The 20,498-nt window shown below is 36.7% G+C and carries 17 protein-coding genes; 2 read left to right on the top strand and 15 right to left on the bottom strand.

Annotation, left to right across the window (positions count from 1 at the left end):
* Nucleotides 1-729 precede the first annotated feature (729 nt).
* From Len3610_RS21490 to Len3610_RS19105, 3 genes are read right to left on the bottom strand one after another with little or no spacing between them, the layout of a single operon-like run.
* Nucleotides 730-1,209, bottom strand: a complete 480-nt coding sequence (locus tag Len3610_RS21490) for a methylated-DNA--[protein]-cysteine S-methyltransferase (RefSeq protein WP_176449322.1) — start codon at nucleotides 1,207-1,209, stop codon at nucleotides 730-732.
* Entirely contained in the window at nucleotides 1,199-1,771 is a 573-nt protein-coding gene (locus Len3610_RS19110) for a bifunctional transcriptional activator/DNA repair enzyme AdaA (protein ID WP_176449321.1), read from the bottom strand. Before Len3610_RS19110 ends, Len3610_RS21490 begins: the two co-directional genes overlap by 11 nt.
* A gap of 5 nt (nucleotides 1,772-1,776) precedes the next feature.
* Nucleotides 1,777-3,027 (bottom strand): APC family permease, encoded by a 1,251-nt coding sequence (locus Len3610_RS19105; RefSeq protein WP_176449320.1) that lies wholly within the window; start codon nucleotides 3,025-3,027, stop codon nucleotides 1,777-1,779.
* A 413-nt stretch (nucleotides 3,028-3,440) separates the two neighbouring features.
* On the opposite strand from Len3610_RS19105, the gene Len3610_RS19100 reads away from it, so the two are divergent.
* Nucleotides 3,441-4,448, top strand: a complete 1,008-nt coding sequence (locus Len3610_RS19100; RefSeq protein WP_255259689.1) for a tyrosine-type recombinase/integrase — start codon at nucleotides 3,441-3,443, stop codon at nucleotides 4,446-4,448.
* A 335-nt stretch (nucleotides 4,449-4,783) separates the two neighbouring features.
* Here the strand turns inward: Len3610_RS19100 and Len3610_RS19095 are convergent, their stop codons facing one another.
* Both Len3610_RS19095 and Len3610_RS19090 read right to left on the bottom strand, forming a co-directional pair.
* Nucleotides 4,784-7,525, bottom strand: coding sequence for a DEAD/DEAH box helicase family protein (locus tag Len3610_RS19095; protein WP_176449318.1), 2,742 nt, complete (start codon nucleotides 7,523-7,525; stop codon nucleotides 4,784-4,786).
* 3 nt (nucleotides 7,526-7,528) lie between these two features.
* A complete protein-coding gene (locus tag Len3610_RS19090; protein WP_176449317.1) occupies nucleotides 7,529-8,992 on the bottom strand; it encodes a site-specific DNA-methyltransferase in 1,464 nt (487 codons plus the stop codon).
* A gap of 77 nt (nucleotides 8,993-9,069) precedes the next feature.
* Between Len3610_RS19090 and Len3610_RS19085 the strand changes: the two genes are divergently transcribed.
* Nucleotides 9,070-10,425 (top strand): IS1182 family transposase, encoded by a 1,356-nt coding sequence (locus Len3610_RS19085; RefSeq protein ID WP_176449316.1) that lies wholly within the window; start codon nucleotides 9,070-9,072, stop codon nucleotides 10,423-10,425.
* 86 nt (nucleotides 10,426-10,511) lie between these two features.
* On the opposite strand, the gene Len3610_RS19080 is transcribed toward Len3610_RS19085, so the two are convergent.
* The 10 genes from Len3610_RS19080 to Len3610_RS19035 form a co-directional block, all read right to left on the bottom strand.
* Complete coding sequence (locus Len3610_RS19080) at nucleotides 10,512-11,189, bottom strand: site-specific DNA-methyltransferase (protein WP_176449315.1); 678 nt, start codon at nucleotides 11,187-11,189, stop codon at nucleotides 10,512-10,514.
* Nucleotides 11,190-11,862: 673 nt separating this feature from the next.
* Nucleotides 11,863-13,659, bottom strand: coding sequence for an LPD25 domain-containing protein (locus Len3610_RS19075; protein ID WP_176449314.1), 1,797 nt, complete (start codon nucleotides 13,657-13,659; stop codon nucleotides 11,863-11,865).
* A gap of 12 nt (nucleotides 13,660-13,671) precedes the next feature.
* Complete coding sequence (locus Len3610_RS19070; protein WP_176449313.1) at nucleotides 13,672-14,139, bottom strand: hypothetical protein; 468 nt, start codon at nucleotides 14,137-14,139, stop codon at nucleotides 13,672-13,674.
* A 66-nt stretch (nucleotides 14,140-14,205) separates the two neighbouring features.
* Complete coding sequence (locus Len3610_RS19065) at nucleotides 14,206-14,433, bottom strand: hypothetical protein (RefSeq protein ID WP_176449312.1); 228 nt, start codon at nucleotides 14,431-14,433, stop codon at nucleotides 14,206-14,208.
* 4 nt (nucleotides 14,434-14,437) lie between these two features.
* A complete protein-coding gene (locus Len3610_RS19060) occupies nucleotides 14,438-16,579 on the bottom strand; it encodes a type IA DNA topoisomerase (protein ID WP_176449311.1) in 2,142 nt (713 codons plus the stop codon).
* Complete coding sequence (locus Len3610_RS19055; RefSeq protein ID WP_176449310.1) at nucleotides 16,576-17,094, bottom strand: restriction endonuclease; 519 nt, start codon at nucleotides 17,092-17,094, stop codon at nucleotides 16,576-16,578. Before Len3610_RS19055 ends, Len3610_RS19060 begins: the two co-directional genes overlap by 4 nt.
* A gap of 20 nt (nucleotides 17,095-17,114) precedes the next feature.
* Complete coding sequence (gene mobP2 / locus Len3610_RS19050) at nucleotides 17,115-18,359, bottom strand: MobP2 family relaxase (RefSeq protein ID WP_176449309.1); 1,245 nt, start codon at nucleotides 18,357-18,359, stop codon at nucleotides 17,115-17,117.
* Between the two features lie 3 nt (nucleotides 18,360-18,362).
* Nucleotides 18,363-18,824 carry a ribbon-helix-helix domain-containing protein gene (locus Len3610_RS19045; RefSeq protein ID WP_176449308.1) on the bottom strand — a complete coding sequence of 154 codons (462 nt, stop codon included), beginning with the start codon at nucleotides 18,822-18,824 and terminating at the stop codon, nucleotides 18,363-18,365.
* Between the two features lie 14 nt (nucleotides 18,825-18,838).
* Nucleotides 18,839-19,159 (bottom strand): hypothetical protein, encoded by a 321-nt coding sequence (locus Len3610_RS19040; protein ID WP_176449748.1) that lies wholly within the window; start codon nucleotides 19,157-19,159, stop codon nucleotides 18,839-18,841.
* A gap of 297 nt (nucleotides 19,160-19,456) precedes the next feature.
* Nucleotides 19,457-20,479, bottom strand: a complete 1,023-nt coding sequence (locus tag Len3610_RS19035) for a hypothetical protein (protein ID WP_176449307.1) — start codon at nucleotides 20,477-20,479, stop codon at nucleotides 19,457-19,459.
* Nucleotides 20,480-20,498: the final 19 nt, after the last annotated feature.

Here is a 20,498-nt window from a genome sequence, read left to right as displayed (position 1 = left end):
CCTGAAAGCTCGCACTGTGTAAAATCACACATTCCTACCCGATCGGTGCAATGCACGTTTGGAAAACCACAGTTCCATTCGCTAGACTTGGGGCTATTCCTCCACTCCCATTACAGGAGTTTCATCAGTCATGCCCCTTCCCTCACAAGGATAAATACACTTCGGCTATACCTTATAGTAACCGTTAGGGTGACAGCCCATGTTTCCAACGTTCCTTGCTTTCCAAGTCCCTTACAACGTAGCTAGTAATACTAGACGTAGGTGCTTCCTATAAGCCTGTGAGCTGGATACCGCCTCCGGTATAGTGTATTTCAGAGGGCGCATTTTTACTCTACACCACTCACGCCATCGTTGGATGACCCATAAAGTTTCCTTATGGCCAAACTTTAGACCCGTACATTCGGAAGTTCGTCAGTTCCCTTTCGCGAGAACATTCTCACCTTATCCAGTTTTTCAGCCGCGCGGCATATCCGTTAGCATACCTTCTCCTATGGAGTGGCTCCAGCCTTCGTTCTGCCGAATCTACCTGTACTTCAAACCCCATGACCTGTCAGACATGACGCATGCAATAGTATTGACGGGATGGTTTCGGGAAACATGGTTCCTTCATTCCCATCCTCCGTTGTAAGTTTAGGATTAATAATCCCCTGTACTTCACGCTATAAAGCGCTTATAACAGAACTTGTCGATCGGCGCCCGTTTCTGGAAGATTGATTTTCCGTGGGGTATTTAAATAACGATACCTTCAATATGAAGTAGTTTCTTTTTCATTTCTATGCCTCCAACGTACCCAGTCAGACTTTTACTTTTTCCAATAACCCGGTGACATGGAAATATAATCGGCAATGGATTCATACTGTTTGCATATCCTACAGCACGAATAGCTTGCGGTCGATCAATAGAACGAGCAATTTCAGAATAGGATTTTGTTTCCCCATAAGGAATGGCTTGCAATGCTTTCCATGTTTGCTTTTGGAATGATGTCCCTTCAAGTTCAAATGGTAAATCAAAACCCTTACGTTCTTCACCAAAATATTCATGAAACTGTTCTCGAATGGGTTTTCCCAGCTCAGAGCTCTTTTTAACAGTATTATTTTCAACAAAAGTTAACCAATGATGATCGGTTAAAAATACGCGTGCAAGCGTTCCGTTTTCCTTTAGCACAAATCTTAAAAGCCCAATATCTGTTTGACATTCATCATAGATCATAGCTAAAATCCTTTCTATACTGTTGGGGTGTATACTGAGTCTGTTTTTGAAAGGCATGATAAAAACTTGATGCGTTTTGAAAACCTACTTCATAACAAATATCAATAGTTGACATGTCCGTGTTTTTTAGAAGATGAACGGCCTTACGCACTCGTAGATTCTCTAAGTAGGTGCGTGGTGTTCTTGATGTGTGCTCTTTAAAAAGTCGTCCTAAATAATAAGGGCTTATACCAATGTTTTGCGCTATTCGTTTCAATGTAAGGTTTTCCGTATAATTCTCTTGAATATATGCCTTTGTGTCATTAATGAGATCCATTTTAGGATCAAAATTCACCATATCCGGTTGGCATCTTTTGCAGGCGCGAAAACCTGCTTGTTTTGCGTCCTCTGCTGTTTGAAAAAAGGTGATATTTTCTTTATTAGGGCACCTCGATTTACAAGAAGGGCGGCAAAAAATTCCTGTTGTTTTCACCGCATAGAAAAACACGCCGTCATATGAGTGGTCACAGCTGTTAGCGATTCTTACCATTTCATTGAAAAAAAACTTTGCATGAACAACCATCCCATTCAACTCCTTTTATTACTACGAAAGAACATATAGACTGCATATATAGAAACGACAACCAATGGAACAATGATATATGACCGAAAAAACGGAAGCACAAGTGCACATAAAATCAAGGCAATCAATGAACACACCCAGGGTAAGCTTCCTTTTTTAAACAGTTTGACACCAGCAGCCATCCCAAGAATATAAACAAGAATACCCAAAGACGTTGGAATAAATAAAATATCATTAAACGTAAGAGAAAGAGCCTTTGTAATGAGAACTCCCGCCCCTGCGAATATAACGACAAACAAAACCATGCGCCTTGATATTTGGATTTTTGGATGTAACACAGAAAAATAAGAAGGAAACGCACCATCTCTACTTAGTGAATAACCTAGCTGAGTAAGACTTGCGACAAATGCATTTGTTGTGCCTATACAAATGATGTAAGCAAGAATACCGGTAATTAATTGCGCATTTAAACCAAGTGTATCATTCATAATGACTGCAATGGGCGATAAATTACTCTCCTCATCACCGTATGTCCCCGTTCCAATGGTTATAAAACTAAGTGCCAGAAACAGCACACCTATAACAATGGCACTATTAATCGTACTTTTAACGATGTCTTGTTTTGGGTGTTTAAAATTGCTTGCAAGGCTGCAAATCGCCTCCCAGCCAAAAAAAGCCCAAAAAATGACGGTTAAAGCAGAGCCTATTGAACCACTTCCATTAGGAAAAAAAGGGCTAAATTCATTCCAGCTTATTTTAGGAATAGCAAGCACAATCGTTATTACTAATAGAAGAAATAAACACCCACTTAACAATAATGCTATTTTACCGCTTACTCGAATGCCATAATAGTTAGTGATTCCCGCAATAACCAGCATCAATAAGGCAGCAAACGTTATTTGAATCTGAGAAAAATCAAAAGCATTTCCTAAATAATAAGCTCCTGTTAAGGCCACGATGGTCTGTCCAACTGCTGCTGTGACAAAATAAAACCATCCAACAATATTTCCTGAATGTTCCCCAAATGAATATCTTACAAAAGTAGCAACCCCTCCAGCGTCTGGGTATTCCCTTGCCAAGCAGGCAAACGAATAAGCCAGGGGAAAACTAATCATAATCACGATCAACCAGGATAATATGGACGCCGGCCCAGCTATTGAGGCCGTAACACCGGATAAAAAAAGCACACCTGATCCTAAAACTGTTGCAATATATAAGGCAATTCCTTGAAATAATCCAATTGATGTATTGTTCATGTTGTCACCCCTTTTCTACATGAATTATATCAATGTAGAATTGAGGCACACTTCCGGATTTTTGCGCTTTAATTCTTTATAGCAGTTCTTATGGGTCTTGTTTTTCAATATTTGTGATTTATATAGGGGACGGTATCCATAAAAAATAGAAGATTGTAAGCAGTCATTTATTCCAGATAATGGCCCGTTTGTTGAGGACAGTCCTTATTGAAAATTAATCAAATTAGTACAACAAATATAACATTTATAATTCAAAACACGTATGGTTTTTTACCTTAATCAATCAGAAAATGTGGTGGTAATCATATGTCACTTACTGGTACATTTAAAAGGTAAGGAGCGGTTTTAAAACAAAGAAAGAAGCTCAATCAGGTGCAGCCGCCCTCGTTCATGAAGTAGAACAAGGGATGTACGTGGAGGAATCGAACCAAACATTTATCGAGTTTGCAAATGAGTGGCTTAAAATCAACAAAGATTCAAAAGATGTAAAACCGGGAACCATTCGTGTCAGGGTACATGAGATTGGCAAATGGTTACCTTACCTCTCCCGGCTAAAATTAAAAAACATTACAAGAAAGAGGTATCAGGATGCATTAATTGATTTAAAAGACCAAGGCTATTCTGATAGCACAATGTCGGGGATCAACCGAACCGGGAGAATGATTTTTCGAAAAGCACTCGAAATGGAGCTAATCAAAAAGGATCCAACGGAGTTTGCTTATCTCAAAAAAGATAAGAAAACGATTGAACAGCTGAAAGAAGAGGAAATTCCAAAGTACCTTGAAAAAGAGGAACTTGCATTGTTTTTAGAAACAGCAATGGATTATGGACTTGAACATGATTACTTGATGTTCCTGATTCTTTCCTATACAGGAATTAGAGTTGGTGAATTAGTTTCCCTCAAGTGGAAAGATGTCGATTTCGTAAACCATACGATAAGCATCACCAAGACCTATTACAATCCCAATAATAATACATTGGAATACCTACTAGTCACACCAAAGACAAAAAAATCACGTCGTAAAATTATTGTGGATGAAGAGATAATCAACGCTTTGAAGGAGCATAAAGAAGTTCAAGATCAAATCATTAAGCAATTAGGGGATGGTTACTATAACAAGGACTTCATCTTCGCAAAAATGGAACGTCAACATGGTTATCCCATTGTCATCAAGACCGTTCAAAACAGAATGGCGCGACTGCTTTCCCTAGCAGAATTAAATACAAACTTAACGCCACACTCTTTGCGACATACGCACACGTCACTTTTAGCCGAAGCGGGTGTCGCACTAGAACAAATCATGGACAGACTTGGCCATTCGGATGATCAAATCACCAAAGATGTGTACCTCCATGTCACGCAAGAAATGAAAAAAGAAGCTTCCCACAAGTTTGGACAACTTATGAGAAGCCTCCGCTAAAAACCTCGGGTGTTAGCAAAATGTTAGCATTTCACTCTCATCTTACATAAAATCCTTCTATATCAGGGGTTCAGAGGGCAGGTTACATCATGCCGCCCGTACTTGACTTAATTTCTTGGCATTTCATAAGCTCACCTTTTAGTTTTTCATAAATATATCAGCCTGCCAAAAGGGAAATTAAGTTCGCTTCGTTTCGTGCATTTATTATTTTTAGTTACTTTTATGTGACATTTTAAAATGTCACATAGGAGATTCTCTACAATCAAACACCTCATGCGTTTGTTCACCTATAGATATCATACCTTGACACCAAGCACCGAACCAATCAATATTTTCTAGTATCTCCATAACTTTTCATATTCATTCCGAAAATCTTGTTTATTGTTAATATTATATAACGGCAATCCTATTAATGAGTAGTTATCTGTTTCAAAAGTCAAAGTACCTTCAGTGGAATACTTTTCAGTTATCTCTTTTAATAGGTCATTTTTCCATTTATCCTTATCTAATAACCCGTTACCTTTAGGTTCAATAAAAACATGATAAAATTGATTTTTCTTGTCTTTAGACTTTAACAATAAAATAAAGTCTGGTTGAAACCCCCTGCCAGTATCAAAATCAAATAATTTATAAACCTCTTCATTCCTTAACAAATATACTTCCTGATAATTCATTTTTAGATTGCTAATAGTGTTTTTTATTTCATTTATCAATCCTATTTCTTCATCTGTACCATTAAAATCGTTGAGGATGTACCAGTCTTCATTAAATAACTCTTGGGCAATCCTTACCGATTCCTCATTTTCTTCAATAACTTTTGTCTTTGGTTTACCAAACACATCATAAAACTTAACTGGCTTAAATTCAGTGCCTATATAGGGATTAATATACTCTTTAATTTCCACCATGAATTTATCCAAAACCTTTGATAGTATTTTTAACTTTTCCTTATTCGAGATTTGTTTAAAATCTAAATCTTGATTAACTACGATATTGACATCTAAACCACCCATAAATTCTTCCTTCAATAGATCATCAATACTATCAATATCTAATTCAGTTTTTAAGTTTTTAAACTTAAATATTGAGTTTTCTGGTTGGGCCTTAATATTTATCGCCTTATAGAAGATTTGACGATCAAAGTCACTAAGGTTCTTGTTCAGAGTCTTATTTGTTTTTTCTTGATACTCTATCCTGCTTACATCCTTGTCTTTCTGTAAATGTAACTCTTCTTCTGTATATTCAAAACCCGCAACTTTGCATTCAAAAAACCAATTTTCCTTTAAGTCATCCAAAGACTTCTTTTTACGATTTGGATTATTGATTTTCTCGTTAATCCATAAGACAGTGTTATTGTAAAAAGGTTTTTCTTTAAATTCTGGTTTCAGATTAAATCTTTTTTCGACTTTATTATCCTTAATGTAACCATCTTTTCTTAGTTCTTCTTTAAGGTGAGAGATATAACGAGAATCTTCATCGTAAGTATAATAATATAACTCTTCTAAGACCCGCAATTCATTATCCATCTCATCATCAAATTTTCGTTTATTTTCAACGTGATTCTTATATGAAAAAGGATAGTACCTAACGCCTCTACCTATAAGCTGTTTTTCTTCAATAGTAGCTTTTGGTGTTTTCCTTGATGAACCACCAGCATTTTGTCCTTGATATAATCTAACTATGTCGAATAAATTTAATACGTCCCAACCCTCTGTTAGCCTTTTTACAGTAAATATAGCTCTTATATTATTTTCTTTGTCTTCAAGGCTATTTAATAACCTTTCTTGTTCGTCATCAGTTTTCTCTTTTTTAGTAGTATTTCTATCAGAATTAGTAATAATACAGTTTCGTTCAGAAAAATTGTGTTTAATATAATTAACTATATGAGAGTAGCTTATGTTCTCTCGTTTTATATATTCTAAAACATCTCGTGTCCTTGATTTCCCCTTTTCATGGGCATTCTTATTTTCAATAATCTTATTCTCTATATCATCTAAAAATGAAAAGTCACTAACTGTTAACTCCTTGAGGATGCGCTGAAAATATTCATAGTCTTGTTTTGACTCATCAATAGATTTACTTCTGAATAGCACCACTGGCTTAAAGTTTGCTAAGCTTTTATTACCTAAACCATAATGTTTCAATGCGATTTTTTCTCTATACCAATTAAAAAGAAGAGCGTGAAGGATTCTGTCTTTTTTATCAAAATGGGACGAAATTAAATTAATTTCCTTCGTATACCCTTCTCCTAGAAATTCCTTTAGACCAAATTTATAAATGATTTTGTCCATATATTTTTCTGCAACTTGCTTATCTTCAGGTAGAGTGGCAGTAAACTCCAATAGTATATTATTATTAATATCATAATTTCCTCTTTTATTTAATAACAAGTTTATTACTGTATGTTCCCAACCTTTACGCTCCACCTCAGCTTCCCCTGTTTTACCAGTTATCTCAGTCTCTAAGTCCAACTCAGTTTGACCAATATTTTGTTGGGTATTTGTGTTTAAATGATGAGCTTCATCCGCCAACATAACAATGTTTTTGTTATCCAGTTCATCCAATAATATATTGTTTTCTTTTTCCACGTGTATATCGTTGTAAAGTTTTTGTATTGTAGTAAACTTTACCTCAATATCGTTCGTATGTTTGCTAAAAGTATTTACTTTTTTAATATCAATCGTTCTGTCATTAACAATTATATTTTTTGTAAAAAGATACTTGCGATGTTGACTTTCCACAAAATTGTTCTCAGTTTTATCCACAATATTATTCTGATTTACAAAGAATAAAAAATGCCTATAACCCTTTTCGTAATAATATAATATACACGCTGCCATTAATAAAGTTTTCCCTGTTCCAGTTGCCATATTGAACATCAAATGAGTTGGGGGGTTAGGGTTTTTTATTTCTTTAATGTTTTCATAAGTTATTAAATTTTCAAATGCTTCTCTTTGCCAGTAGAACAAATCATATTTCAAATTATCTATAACATATTTAGGTACTTTTGGAAATGGAAGTCTTAATTTCCGCGCCTTTTCGCTAAGGGTTTTATATAACTCTTGATCTTGTGTCAAATTTTAATCCCCCTCATAAAATAACTTTGTTAATTCTTGATCTCTTTCATCAATCCCATATTTACTATCTTCCATTTCCGTTCGGTGTATATACATCTGATTTAAATCCAACATTTGAATAAACATTTTTTTTTGCTCATCAAGAGTTAGATTTATAAATTCATCTTTTTTTATAATTTTTTCTTGGAATTCTTTAACTTTAATATTATAATGTAAGAAATATTTTTCACAAAGCTTAGAAAACAAACTCACTAATTCATTGTAGTTATCACATTTGATGATCTTTTCTTTTGCTGATTCGTTCCATTTTGCAAGTTCACAATATATGAAATCTCTACCACCATCCCAATTGACGGCTTTAGAAATCCCGCCTTTTTCACCATTAATCACATTATTAAGACGCTTAACTGATATATCTTCAATATAATCCATTTGTTCAATACCAATAAATTGACGATCTAACTTCATTGCTACAGCTTGTGTTGTTGCTGACCCCATGAAAAAGTCTAATACAATGTCACCTTTTTTTGTTGCCATATCAATGATTCTTTGCAGTAGCTTTTCGGGCTTTTTCCCTGTAGGGAAGGATACACCTTTGCCACCTTCGTTTTGAGTGTTTTGAAAATCAATATCTGACCACATATCCCCTAAAAGTTGGGCTAATTTTTCATAACCATCTATTTCTTGTACAGCCCCTGATAAAAATGCGATCCTACTACCATTTAAGGCATATTGAATGTTACCGTCTGTATCGCTATATTTTATTACTTTGTTTTCGCTCTCTAAACTTTTCGATTTAATATCAGCTGGAATTGAATTAACTAACCGGTAAATTTGACTTTTATGTTTAATACAGAATTCCATAAAAAGTTTATTGTTAATAAAATCCTCAGTAATGGTAGTAGCCGAATCAATAATACTGTTCTCAATTAAAACATCCTTCAGACGTCGAGGTTTATAAATGTTTTTTCCTTCATCTACAACTTCTAAAAAGGCATTGTAGTGTGTATCCCACTTCGTTTTTTCAGTATACTGAGGGTTAATAGTGACTTCCCCATCCCCTTTATACACTAATATGGTATCTTTATTTTTTAATATAGTTTTATTTTTAAATCTTGTTTTGTTGCCAGAAATTGAATTAGATTTTACAGAAATTGATGTTATATAATTTTCCCGATCAAAAATTTCATCCATTAATACTTTTAAATAGGCATCTTCATTCTTATCACAATGGACAAATATTAATCCATCTTTTTTCATTAGTGTTTTGGTCACTTCTAAACGATTTTTCATGAATGTAAGCCAAGTTGAATGATTAAACCTATCGTTATAAGCAAAACTGTCTGAACTAGTATTAAAAGGTACATCAATATAGCAAAGTTTTATCCTGCTAGAGAATTCTTTTTTTAATGAGTGTGAACGAATTTCATAATTCTTAGTCCTTCTGCCGCAAGGGCTCAAAAGCATAAAAAAGGAAGTACCTCCCCAAATCTTGTATAATGGTAGTCGACCAAAACGTCCCAAAAAGACTGGAGGAACTTCCTATGACCATTATACGACAAACGAGCTTATTTGGCATCCAAGAATTATATGAAATGGAACCTACCCAAAAATATGAGGCAATCATTTCCGCGATTGATTTGGATTCGATTTACCATGAAGTGACCAAAAAATCGCGACTTGGTGCGCCGAAAGAGCTGAATTATGCAGCGATGATTATTTCCATTTTCATTCGATACATCGAGCGTATCCCAACGATAAAAGACCTGGTCAAACGTCTAAATGACGATATTGCCTTTAAACTGAATTGCGGATTTCTTGTTTCTGATCCAATCCCATCTGAAGCTTCTTATTCCCGGCTTTTTGCGAAGCTGAGCGAATCAAACATTTTAGAAAAGGCACAGGAAAAAGTTGCCCTTCAAGCCATTGCGGAAGGTTTTATCGTTGATGACACAGTCGCCATCGATGCAACCCACTTCGAAGCACGCGATCAGGCACCACCTAAAGAAGAAAAGCCAAAGCCGGAGCCTAAAAAGCGCGGCCGCAAATCCAAGGAAGAGCGTGACCAATGGCTAAAGGAACAAGCTGAAAAAGAAGCTAATATGCCGCTTTATGACAAGCGAATTGAAGCCCAATTGGGCGTTTCCTTAACCGAACTGCGTGATGAAGTTCCCCGGGATCCCCAATGGGGCGTCAAGAAAAACAGTAAAGGCAAAAATGAATTCTGGTTTGGCTATAAAGGCCATCTGGCGGTCGGTGCATCGAGTCAATATATTTTACAATCCCTTTTTTCATCCGCAAATCTGAACGACGGAAAAGCTGCGATTCCTTTACTGAAAGGGATGGATGAAAGCTTGCCTCTTTCAGATCTGCGTTATCAGACGATGGATGCCGGTTATGATTTTGAACCGATTTACCAGCAAGTGTACCAAATGGGGCAGCAATCCATTATTGCCTATAATAAACGGAATGAATCGGAACCAATTGGGTTTGATAAGTATTTTGCCCCGACTTGTTTCCGTGAGTATTCGTATCGTTATGATAGTTACGATGCCAAATATGAAACACTGAAGTACACGAGCCCGAAGGAATGCAAAGATTGCCCATTAGCCAATGAAGGTATTTGCCAAAAAGTGTTCAAGATGAAAATTACCAAAGACCTCAGACGATACACAGCGCCGGCTCGTGGCTCCAAAGCCTGGAAAGCTATTTACAACCGTCGTTCAGCAGTGGAACGCGTTAATGCGTATTTAAAGGAGTTCTTCCAGCTCAACAATGTTCGTAATCGCACAGGTGAACGTGCTAAAGTCCATTTTGACATCGTTACTTTGATGTATAATGCTTCAAAATTAGCTGCAGACCGTATTAATGCAGAGCTAAACCTACAACAGGCTGCATAACAACCTGTTTAAAGGAATTTTAAAAAATCCATTTTAAAAATTCTGCAGGTCTTTGTGTTTTTAAAAAGAGCAATTATGAAATTGATTCAGTGTAACGCAATTAAATTATTTCCTTTTATCACAATATTGTCTTTCAAATAGCCGTTTTCGTCTCTTCTAAATTCTGTTATTTCTGATTTTCCATCTGTAGTGAATCTACTCCAATTAACAAATGCTTTTTCATCTAAGAGCCTGTCAATCTCATCATGAGCTAAGACCTCATTAAAAAACACTTCATTTCTTTTTGCTTGTTTTTCTCTAAAACCTGCTGGTTGAACAACTTTTTCACCTTTAACTGTTTTTACTTTTTCACCTTCATACCCAAAATATATGTCTTCCCCTTCTTCAGTAGCTTGCCCACCAGCTAAAATACAATCTTTATATGGAAAGTTAACAACAACTTCACCACGACTATTGATAAACTCCTGATTATCGGAAAGACCAATCCGGTTAATAAAATCGGTATACGAATTATCTATTTTATTTTCTTCCATAAAAAACTTAAAATCATTTGTTTTAAAAACATATGCACCATTTATTTGTACGAAAAATTTATTCCTCGTTCCATCATGGCTCAACAAGATATTTATTACTTTTTTATCGTAGCTATCTATTAAGTCAATTAAAAGTCTCTGATTCAATTCCTTTCCTTCATCATCCCACAGTCGTTCATCTGCCCTAAGAGCTTCAAAAACTAGTTCTTTTAAATTGCTGTTGTCTCTCATTAGTTCTCCTCCCAATAAAATGTGGTATTTAATTCACTAAACCCTTACCAACTTCAACTATTTTTAATTTTATCCTCAGTGCCTAAGAATCTCAATATATAAGAAAAAATACAAATAAATCTTAGTGGAATCCGTTTCATGCCCACCTCTCTACATTAGACCGTCGTTAATCTATTTGTGATAGGTGACGGTCTTTTTTGTATTTACAGAGACGACAGGAGTGTTGAGAGGAGTGCACTTGAAAGGAATAAAATAAATAACGAAAATGTCATGCCTGTAGGTATCTGGATGTCGGAAAACAAGGATGAAAAGTCTGTAAACAAGGCTGTGTTTTCGCTTAACATCTTACCCACACCTAAAAGATCCACAGTTCCCCATATCAGAAGCTGGATAAATTAATAAACCAATTAACTCCAGGATGTTTCATTCAGCTGACGATACAAAAAAATACTCCGACACATTTGTGATGTCACAAATCATGCTAACCTCCATCTTTGCTTCCCTTATAGTCCAACGGAATGATTCACCCCTACACGTTTAACATGATATTTTTGTTCGACGTTTATTTTAGCAAGCCTTATCCCTTCTCTTTACCGAATATGGTAAGTCGTTTTCCTAATATATTTCTCTTGATTAGCAATCGAATCAAAATGTAATAGTAACAATTTGGAATTTACTGTAGCTCCATTTCTAGTTTCCTTATCTTTTTCTTGTCTTTTTCCCCTTGTTTAAGATCCCATTCCTTCATTTCATAATCATTTAATTCTTGATCAGTCAGCTCCCTATCGTAAGCAACAATTCCATGCTTTCCTTTATCATGATCAAATTCAATAAACCCGTTTGGCTGACAGCCTAACGATACTGGCCGCTTGCACATTTCATACCAATACAACATCTCATCATAATTATTTTGGACCAGTTCAGGTTGCTGTTGTATCTTTGAATCCTCTAATTCTTCTTTTTCTGTTTCAATAAGATAATCGTGGTAAGCATCATCTAATATTTTTTGATGCCCAGTTGTCATCTCTCCCATTTTTCGAATATGATGATAAGGATGGATATATGCCCCATCACCAATATCCAATCTATCTGATATACTAACAATATTTGGCGTTGTTGAATATTCATTTACTGGAAGAACAACATGGTATCGTGTTTTACGATAGCCTGTTTCCTGCTGATACTTTTCCTCTAATGCTTCCATCTTATCATTTCCCTCTGCAAAAGGGTACATCGTGTTATCCTTTAACTCCGGTGCTTCCGACCATTGAATCAACAATTGCGGTTCATCAATTGCTTTATCGATAACAGTATATTTACCTGCAAATATTTCATTAAACTGTTTCTGATACTCTTCATCCCTCAGATTCTCAGATGCTTGCATTTTAATAAATGCAGCACCATTTGTATTCCCTTTGGCAAATGACTTCATTTCCTGTAAAGATATTTCCTTTACATCAGTAATCTGATTCATACCGTACTCCAGTAACAACATATCGTTTTCTTGCTCTTGTTCTTTATCACGTTCTTTTACCAAATCAGGTTCTATTTCATCAATAAATTCAACAGCCGTTTGACGAACATGGTCCAAGAGTTTGGCTTTATCTTTCATTTCTTTATCCTGTGTCCAATTGGCCAAGTAACGAAGAGAATAATCACTTGTATCAATATCAAAATAAGATGCTACCGCATAAGCCGTCATTTCCGCCTGAAATTCCTTTTCTTCTGCAGGCATCGCTTGATAATGTTCATTCTTTGGATTATGCAGTTTGGCATGGGCAAGTTCATGCAATAATGTCTTAACGTTCTGCAGCTCGCCATTTCGAGGGTTCAGACCAATATGGCCATTATTCTTGTCATGAACGCTATGATAAAATGCCCCTTTTGCTGCACCAAGTTCATCAAACGGCTCACCGATCGTGACATCCAGTTTATCGCCTATTCTATGCATACTCGCCAGCATCGTGTGATAATTGGCAACATCGCCTTCCATCCATTTATTCGGGAATATTTCCGGCAAATCACTTTCTTTGGCATTCGTCTGACTTATATCAAAGACATTGCCAGTTGAAAAATACAATCGGCTTTTTCGTTGCTCAAGTTCCCCTTTATAGATCTGTCCCTTCTCCTGCTCTGTTGCATATTTCATATTTTCCCACTTGCCCTCAGCCGTTTTGAATTTTGGTGCCGTTTTATTCGGCACTAATACCTTAAGAGCTTTTTCACCTTTTTGAACTTGAAATCCTTTATCCTTCCAGAAGTTATAGCTACCGACAGCCTCTGCACCTTCAAACTGACTGCGAATCAATGCTGCATTCTTCGGTGAATAATGATAAAACTTCAACATGAACGCCATTAACTCATTCATTTGTCCCGGCGACTCAAAATAATAATCAATGGCGTCATTCATTTTCGTAGTCAGGCCCTTAACTTCTTCCTTCTTTTGTTCCAATGTTTTACGTTTAGCCATACGATATCACCCTTATATAAAAAATGATTGTAAATAAAAAAGGACCTCCACTAAGGAAGCCCTCACATCTCCATAATCAAATTGTTGCTGCTTCTCATTCGATCTCATCTGTGCTTTAGCCGACTCACCTTTCAGTTCATCTTCCAATATTTCAGTCGGATGAATCGAAAATTCTTTTTCAGATAATGCCATCTCAAAAGGCTCTTCATAGTCAAAAAGCGCAATTTGCAACTGCTCATAGGCATCTAGTGTCAGGATGTCGTCCATTTGATAAACATCTAATGAATCGTCCCAGTCATCGAGTCCTGGAGCTTCATATTCAGCCGGGTTAAATAAGCATACATACAAGTCATCCCTGTCATCCGGCTCTGGATTCCATATGCCTATCGTTATTTCTTTTTGCTTCCTTCCATCCTTCATGACTAATTCAGCAGGACAGTTCGCTTCAAAGGATGAAACAATCTTATACGTGTTTTGCACAATCAACCACCTCCAAAATTATTAAAAAAAGACCCCCTAAGTGGAAGTCTTTTTGAAAACATCGCTTTATTTGGTTGGCTCACCATCTAGGATGACAGAATTCGTCTCCATATCTAACGGAATCAATGCTTCCTCATCAGCCATACAAATGGTTTTAATTACATCCAGCGTCACAGGATCAACATCTATTTCGACTTCACCGTCTTTGACAATGAATACAACACTGGATTCTTTGATCTCCTTCACATAACCGATATCTACGGACTGATACTCACCATTCACATACAAATCCATATCATCACCCTTTCGGAAACTCAAATGTTAATTTTTGTTCTGATGTATCATAGCGCAAGTACGCATCGAATGTCTTTCCTTTTTTACTCTTGAATCCTTTCACTAAATTAGTTTTGTTACCTACCAGCAACTTTTTAATATTCGTTTCACTGATTGTTTTTCCTAAAAATCGTTTAGGAAGTGTAAATGTGCATCCATCTCGATAACGAGAACAGCCATAAAACTTTCCTTTATTCTCTATTTTGCCTCCTTCTTTACCGCAAATGGGGCAATCTCCTACAGTAGACTCTTCTTTCACCTCCTGAAATTGTGATTCAAGCGTCTTCATTTTTGCTGGTGCATCCTTCAAAAGTGATTCCAGCATCTGCTTTATTTTGGAAATGAAGTGTTCCTGTGAGCCTTCATTTTGGCCGATTTTGTGTAGATAAGTTTCCCATTTGGCTGTCATCTCTGGACTGGCTAAAACCGTTCCTTCAACAGCCTGACATAAAATTTGGCCTTTCCCCGTAACCGAAACTTTATTCTTGTTTATCTCGATATATTGCTGCTTTTTCAACGTATCAAGGATACCTGCTCTTGTGGCTTCAGTTCCAATCCCTTCATTTTTTTTCAATGTATGCTGCAATGCTTCATCATCGATTTCCTTACCAGCCTGCTTCATGACATTAATTAGTTGACCTTGCGTATAGGCCTTCGGAGGTTTCGTTTTTCCCTCAGATATATCAATCTCAACGTTACAAGATTCCTCTTTCTGCATGGACGGAAGAACCGTATTGTCTTGTTCAGCTTCATCCTCTGTATCCGGTGTATCTTCCGTAAATAAAGATTTCCAGCCTTTCTTTAGCTCCACTTTGCCGGTTTTCTCAAAGCACAAACCATTTACGTCAACCTCCACCTTTGTTTCTTCATACTCATAATCGCCAGCAAACATTACGAGTGTCCTTGCCACAATTTCCTGATAAATGTTCCATTCTTTGTCTGTTAAATCCTGCTTGTTTGGTATCTGTTTTGTTGGAATGATCGCATAATGTTCCTGTACTTTAGATCCATCCACATAACGTTTTCGTGCATCAGGATAGACGATATCCATGGTTACGTTTAAACAGGATTGATAGGTTGATAGATAACTTTTTAAATAAGCAAACTCACTATCCGTAATATAATGACTGTCCGTTCTTGGGTAGGATAATAATTTTTTCTCATATAATGATTGGGCTGTTTTTAAGACGTCGGACGGGCTGTATTTCCATTTTTTATTGGCTGTTGCTTGCAATGTTGATAATGAATGCAGCTTCGGTGCTTTCTGTTTCTTCTGTTCTTTTGTAACCTGTTGTATGGTGCCTTGATTGTCTCCAGATGATAGACGATAAGCATCTAAGCTGTTCATAGCATCCTCTTTCGTTTGATAACGTGCTTTCACTTTGGCATCAAACGAACCATTTTTGACGCTCACATTGCCAATCAATTCGAAAAAAGGTTTAGAGACAAAGTTTTCAATTTCCTGTTGTCGTTTATACAATAAATAGAGTGTGACCGTTTGAACCCTGCCGACACTGAAGACGCCTTTCATGCCGTTCTGCTGCAAGAGCAATGTATATAAACGGGATGCATTCATACCGACCAGCCAATCACTCAATTGTCTTGTTTGGGCTTCTTTATATAATGACACATAGTTGTTCCCATCCTTTAGCTGCTTGAATCCACTCTGAATTTCATCCACTTCCAATGAGTTTATCCATAAACGCTTAGTTGGTTTATCGGAAGCACCGGCCATTTTGATAATACTTCTGGCAATGTTTTCACCTTCACGGTCGCAATCAGTTGCAACAATGATTTCATCTGTTTCCTTCAATAATTGCTTCACAACGTTAAACTGTTTCGTTTTATCCTTACCTACTTGAAATTGAAATGTGTTCGGGAATATGGGTAAGTTGTCTAATTGCCACTGTTTCCACGATTCATTATAAGCATCCGGTGGAACTAACTCTACCAAATGACCAAAACCCCAGGTGATATATGTTTTATCTTGAAAGAACCGATTATCGTTCACTTCCATATAGCCATCTTTTTGACTGACATGTTGAAAAGCTTCTGCGTAATGCTTCGCTTGACTCGGCTTCTCGGCTAATACTAATGTAACGGTCAACTTAATTCGCTCCTTTTCCGTGTGAATTGTTTTGGCTGCTTCGTTGGATTAATTTTCACAATGAATTTCTCTAACTCATACCGGTTTAATAATTTTACGCCGCATACATTGGCTAGTGTTTTAGCCTGCTTCGTGAAAAAGGAATTCGTGATCACCCACGCTTCATCTGCTTGATAAAAAAACATGGCTGCTAATACTTCACGTACAGCATCCATACTGACATTGTGTCTGTAACCATAGCGTTTTGCCTGTATTACAATTTTATTTTTGCCTTTAAGCACCACATCTGCTCCGTAGTCACCTGATTTTTGTGTCACAACTGGACGATACCCCAGTTCCTTAAACAATACTTGCAGGTACACTTCAAACTGATAACCCTTCATACGGTCAATGTCTCTTATGCCTGACTTTTTCATCAGGTTAAACCGTTTTTTCTTCCTAACGTATTTGATAATCAATGGTAAAACAAGCAGAACAATTAACATAGCACTGAAAAAGAATAATAGATTGTTCATAATTACCACCACCTTTTTATTTATTCATAGCCATCCATCATTCGGTCAAATTCCTGCATGTTTCGGTCTTTTTGATAATCATGAAATGTTCGACGCATGGCTTTGCTTAATTTCATCATGGAAGCATTAAACGCATAAACTGTCTGATGTCGATCAGTAAATGAATGCTGTTGATTGAATGATTGCCACCGATTTAATCGTTTTGGCTGAAACGATAAATTGTTTTGCGCTTTCGCATAGTCACGCATCTCAGACAGTACTGCATTACCCATTCGCTTTTTCAAGTCATCCAGTTTCGTTTGCTTATACGTTTCATAATCACTCCCTTCACCGTACATCTCTTTCATCACGTTCACTTCATCATCCAATTGTTGATGCAACTGTTCCATATCATCCGGATGAAATTGCTGCAAATAAATCGTTGTTATGTCATCTATATATGGTCTTGCTTCATTAATCGATTGATAACCATATCGCCATTGTTTCTTATCCGATGGAAGGTGATTCATGGCTTCTTGAAATAATTCTTTTGTTTGGCGATAAGTGGACAAGGAGACACCATTTTCTTTTTTATGATGAACGGTTCCACGGACAAGGTCATCAATTTTATTCCGTTCATGCGTTCTATCCAGAATCATGTTGGCCACTTTGGATTTCATTTTATCCAGTGTCTTGGGTTTACGTTTGGCACGGTATTCTTCCCGCCATGTTTGACTTTCCTTATCGAAAACGTCCATTGTTTCACGTGTTGGATAGGTTTCAGTTGAAGCAATATGGACATGAATGTTGTCGGTATTATAATGCAAAGATGCTGTCCATACAGCTGAGTTTTCCATGCCTTCTGACTTCAACACCGTATCCATCGTTTCACGGACAACCTTCCGCATGTTTGCTTCATATACTGTATGTGTTTTTGGATTATAAAAACCTTGTTCCATCAACCATTTATTATTAAAACTAATAACATCCTGCCACATGGGTGATTCATTTTGTTGTGCTTTTTGGAATTGTTGCTTCAAGATTTTTTTGTCATTCGGATTCAACTGATCATTATTTTTTGTGAACAGTTCACCTTGTTTTGCTTCGTCATCCATATAGTCCATGAAGTCATGAAAGACAACAAAATCATCCGTTTCTTTGGATGACTGGTTCACATGAATATGACGCTTGGCATCTTCCCGATCGATATAATTAATATAATCGTTAAATGTATTGGAGCCAGGTGTGACAAATTTGCTTCGTAACACTACCGCAGGACTGCTCATGCATTATGCCTCACTTTCTTGTTGCTTTTGTGCCTTTCGCTTTTCATAATCCAGTTTCTTTTGACGATGTTTGTGAATACGTTTTTGAATTAGTTCCTCTGCTTGCTGCATCCCATTCGTCTTATATTTCTCAGTGGTAATCAAATCTTTAAATTCATTGATCAAGTAATAATGGTTCATAAACTCCAGAAGAATTTTTGTATCTCGGTCAACCACATTGCCGGTGACTTGAATACGCTGTAATTTCTCTTGCATGGTCGCCAACTTTTCATCCATTAAATCTGAGATCATATTTTTTAACGCAACATTCTTTTCATTACGATCTGCATAATAGTGATCAATGGCTTCCGTAATGACATCAGCTTGTGATACATTTTTCTCGTCTGCAATACTTTGTATCTTGTCTTTGGTTTCTGGACTTAACAAAAAGTATGAACCTTTCTTTGTTGTCTTTTTTTCATTCATTCGTCATCATCTCCTTATATGTTTATCTTGAATACTTTCTCCAAATAATCATCAACTTCTTCAGGATCAACATCCAGCACAGTAGTTAGTAACAAATACATTTTCAAGGATTGTTTTTCTAATTGGTCAAGCCGATTGTACGTCATCTCTAATGCATCACCTACACGACTTAATGTCGAATCCAATTCTTTTTCTGCACGTTTGACACCATTAAACTGTGCTAAATCTTCAATGTGTCGTTTTAACAATTCATTCCGCGACACGTTTTGTTTTCGTGCTTCGTCATTTAAAACTTTGACGGCACCGGTGTCTACATCGCGCACTTTTATTTCCATCACGGTATCATTCCTTTCTGTTAATTTGCTGCATGTTCACACCACAATAGGATGTGAATACCTTCCCTCTTTGGCAAATCCCTTCACTAAATGGAGCATCTTCATGAGATCGCAATTAGTATTGAACAATTAGTATTGAACAGGATAAGGGGAAAATGTCCCCACACAAGGTGGGGAACTAGGCAGAGCCTAGTTTTCCGGTAAGACCAATTTTTCAACTGATTATATAGCTTTTATATAGGTGTCTATATAGCTTTTATATAGGTGTCTATATAGCTTTTATATAGGTTTTGGCTGCTACTTTTTATCCTTTTTGGAGTCCTCGTTGTTCTTATCTTCTTTGTTTTTGTTGGCAGTTTGTTTATCCCTTTTCGCATTATCGGCATCCTCTTTGTCATTATCTTGTTGCTTATTGTCATCCTTGTTTTGTGTCAATGCATTCAGTTTTTCTTCACGATTTTGATATTTATCCCGGAGTTCTTTCACTTTGTTTTTCAGTTTTTGGATTTCATTTTTCGCGTCTTCGATAGCTTTATCCTTTTGTTCAATCTCGCGTTTTGTGTCTGTTTGTTCACCCTGCGTTTCAAATGCCATGTCTTGTTCCAGTGATTCTTTTTCTCCTTTAAGTGTCGTCACCAGTTCTTCCTGAAAAGGTATATCTTCATCGATAATCGTCGTGATTCCTTGTTTCGTACGTTCCATATCGGCCATAATACTTTCTTTTTTGTAGCCTTTATCTGTCTTCGTTACCAATGATTGATTGATATCAATTTTTCGGTAATCCCCAACGATAATGACTTCTTCCGGCTCAGGTAAATCCGATTCTTGGATGTTCTGATCGGTCGCCGTAGCTTCACCACCTTTGTTTTCTATTTGTGATTTGTATTCTTGTTTGAGGATGTTTTGATTACGATGTTCCCTCACGAATAACCCAATCACTTGAAAGGATTCAGGGACATCTTCAATCTGAACGATCATGTTATTGTCGGATTGATACACCAATTCTGCATTGTATTTTTGACTCTCATTTTGTTCTTTCGCATAAAACGAAAATGTCGGTTCCACTGCATCTGTGCCGGTATGGTTACGTTCCAATGTCACCTCCATCAGTTCATCATTCGGGTTATATTCCCAATCACGAAGCGTTAATGTGGTTTGACTAAGCCCGCCAATTGATTCATTAAATGCTGTTTGAGCTATCGCACTGTCATCATACATCCACGTTTTGGACGTAAAAAAAACGCCAAACGCTAGGCCGGCGACAAGCAATAGACTGATATAGGTTTTGTTTTCACGTCCGCGATTCAATTTGTTTTTCAAATGGTCTCACACCCTTCCT

Origin of the sequence: Lentibacillus sp. CBA3610 (genome assembly GCF_013373365.1) — a bacterium.
Classification (GTDB): domain Bacteria; phylum Bacillota; class Bacilli; order Bacillales; family Amphibacillaceae; genus Lentibacillus.
Note: the sequence above shows the minus strand (reverse complement) of the source record. Positions and strands in the feature narration are given on the sequence as shown.

Excerpts from the sequence above, each read along its gene's own strand:
- Len3610_RS21490 (WP_176449322.1), bottom strand. The coding sequence starts at position 1,209 with ATGATCTATGATGAATGTCAAACAGATATTGGGCTTTTAAGATTTGTG.
- Len3610_RS19110 (WP_176449321.1), bottom strand. The coding sequence starts at position 1,771 with ATGGTTGTTCATGCAAAGTTTTTTTTCAATGAAATGGTAAGAATCGCT.
- Len3610_RS19105 (WP_176449320.1), bottom strand. The coding sequence starts at position 3,027 with ATGAACAATACATCAATTGGATTATTTCAAGGAATTGCCTTATATATT.
- Len3610_RS19090 (WP_176449317.1), bottom strand. The coding sequence starts at position 8,992 with ATGCTTTTGAGCCCTTGCGGCAGAAGGACTAAGAATTATGAAATTCGT.
- Len3610_RS19085 (WP_176449316.1), top strand. The coding sequence starts at position 9,070 with ATGACCATTATACGACAAACGAGCTTATTTGGCATCCAAGAATTATAT.
- Len3610_RS19080 (WP_176449315.1), bottom strand. The coding sequence starts at position 11,189 with ATGAGAGACAACAGCAATTTAAAAGAACTAGTTTTTGAAGCTCTTAGG.
- Len3610_RS19075 (WP_176449314.1), bottom strand. The coding sequence starts at position 13,659 with ATGGCTAAACGTAAAACATTGGAACAAAAGAAGGAAGAAGTTAAGGGC.
- Len3610_RS19065 (WP_176449312.1), bottom strand. The coding sequence starts at position 14,433 with ATGGATTTGTATGTGAATGGTGAGTATCAGTCCGTAGATATCGGTTAT.
- Len3610_RS19055 (WP_176449310.1), bottom strand. The coding sequence starts at position 17,094 with ATGAACAATCTATTATTCTTTTTCAGTGCTATGTTAATTGTTCTGCTT.
- mobP2 (WP_176449309.1), bottom strand. The coding sequence starts at position 18,359 with ATGAGCAGTCCTGCGGTAGTGTTACGAAGCAAATTTGTCACACCTGGC.
- Len3610_RS19045 (WP_176449308.1), bottom strand. The coding sequence starts at position 18,824 with ATGAATGAAAAAAAGACAACAAAGAAAGGTTCATACTTTTTGTTAAGT.
- Len3610_RS19040 (WP_176449748.1), bottom strand. The coding sequence starts at position 19,159 with ATGGAAATAAAAGTGCGCGATGTAGACACCGGTGCCGTCAAAGTTTTA.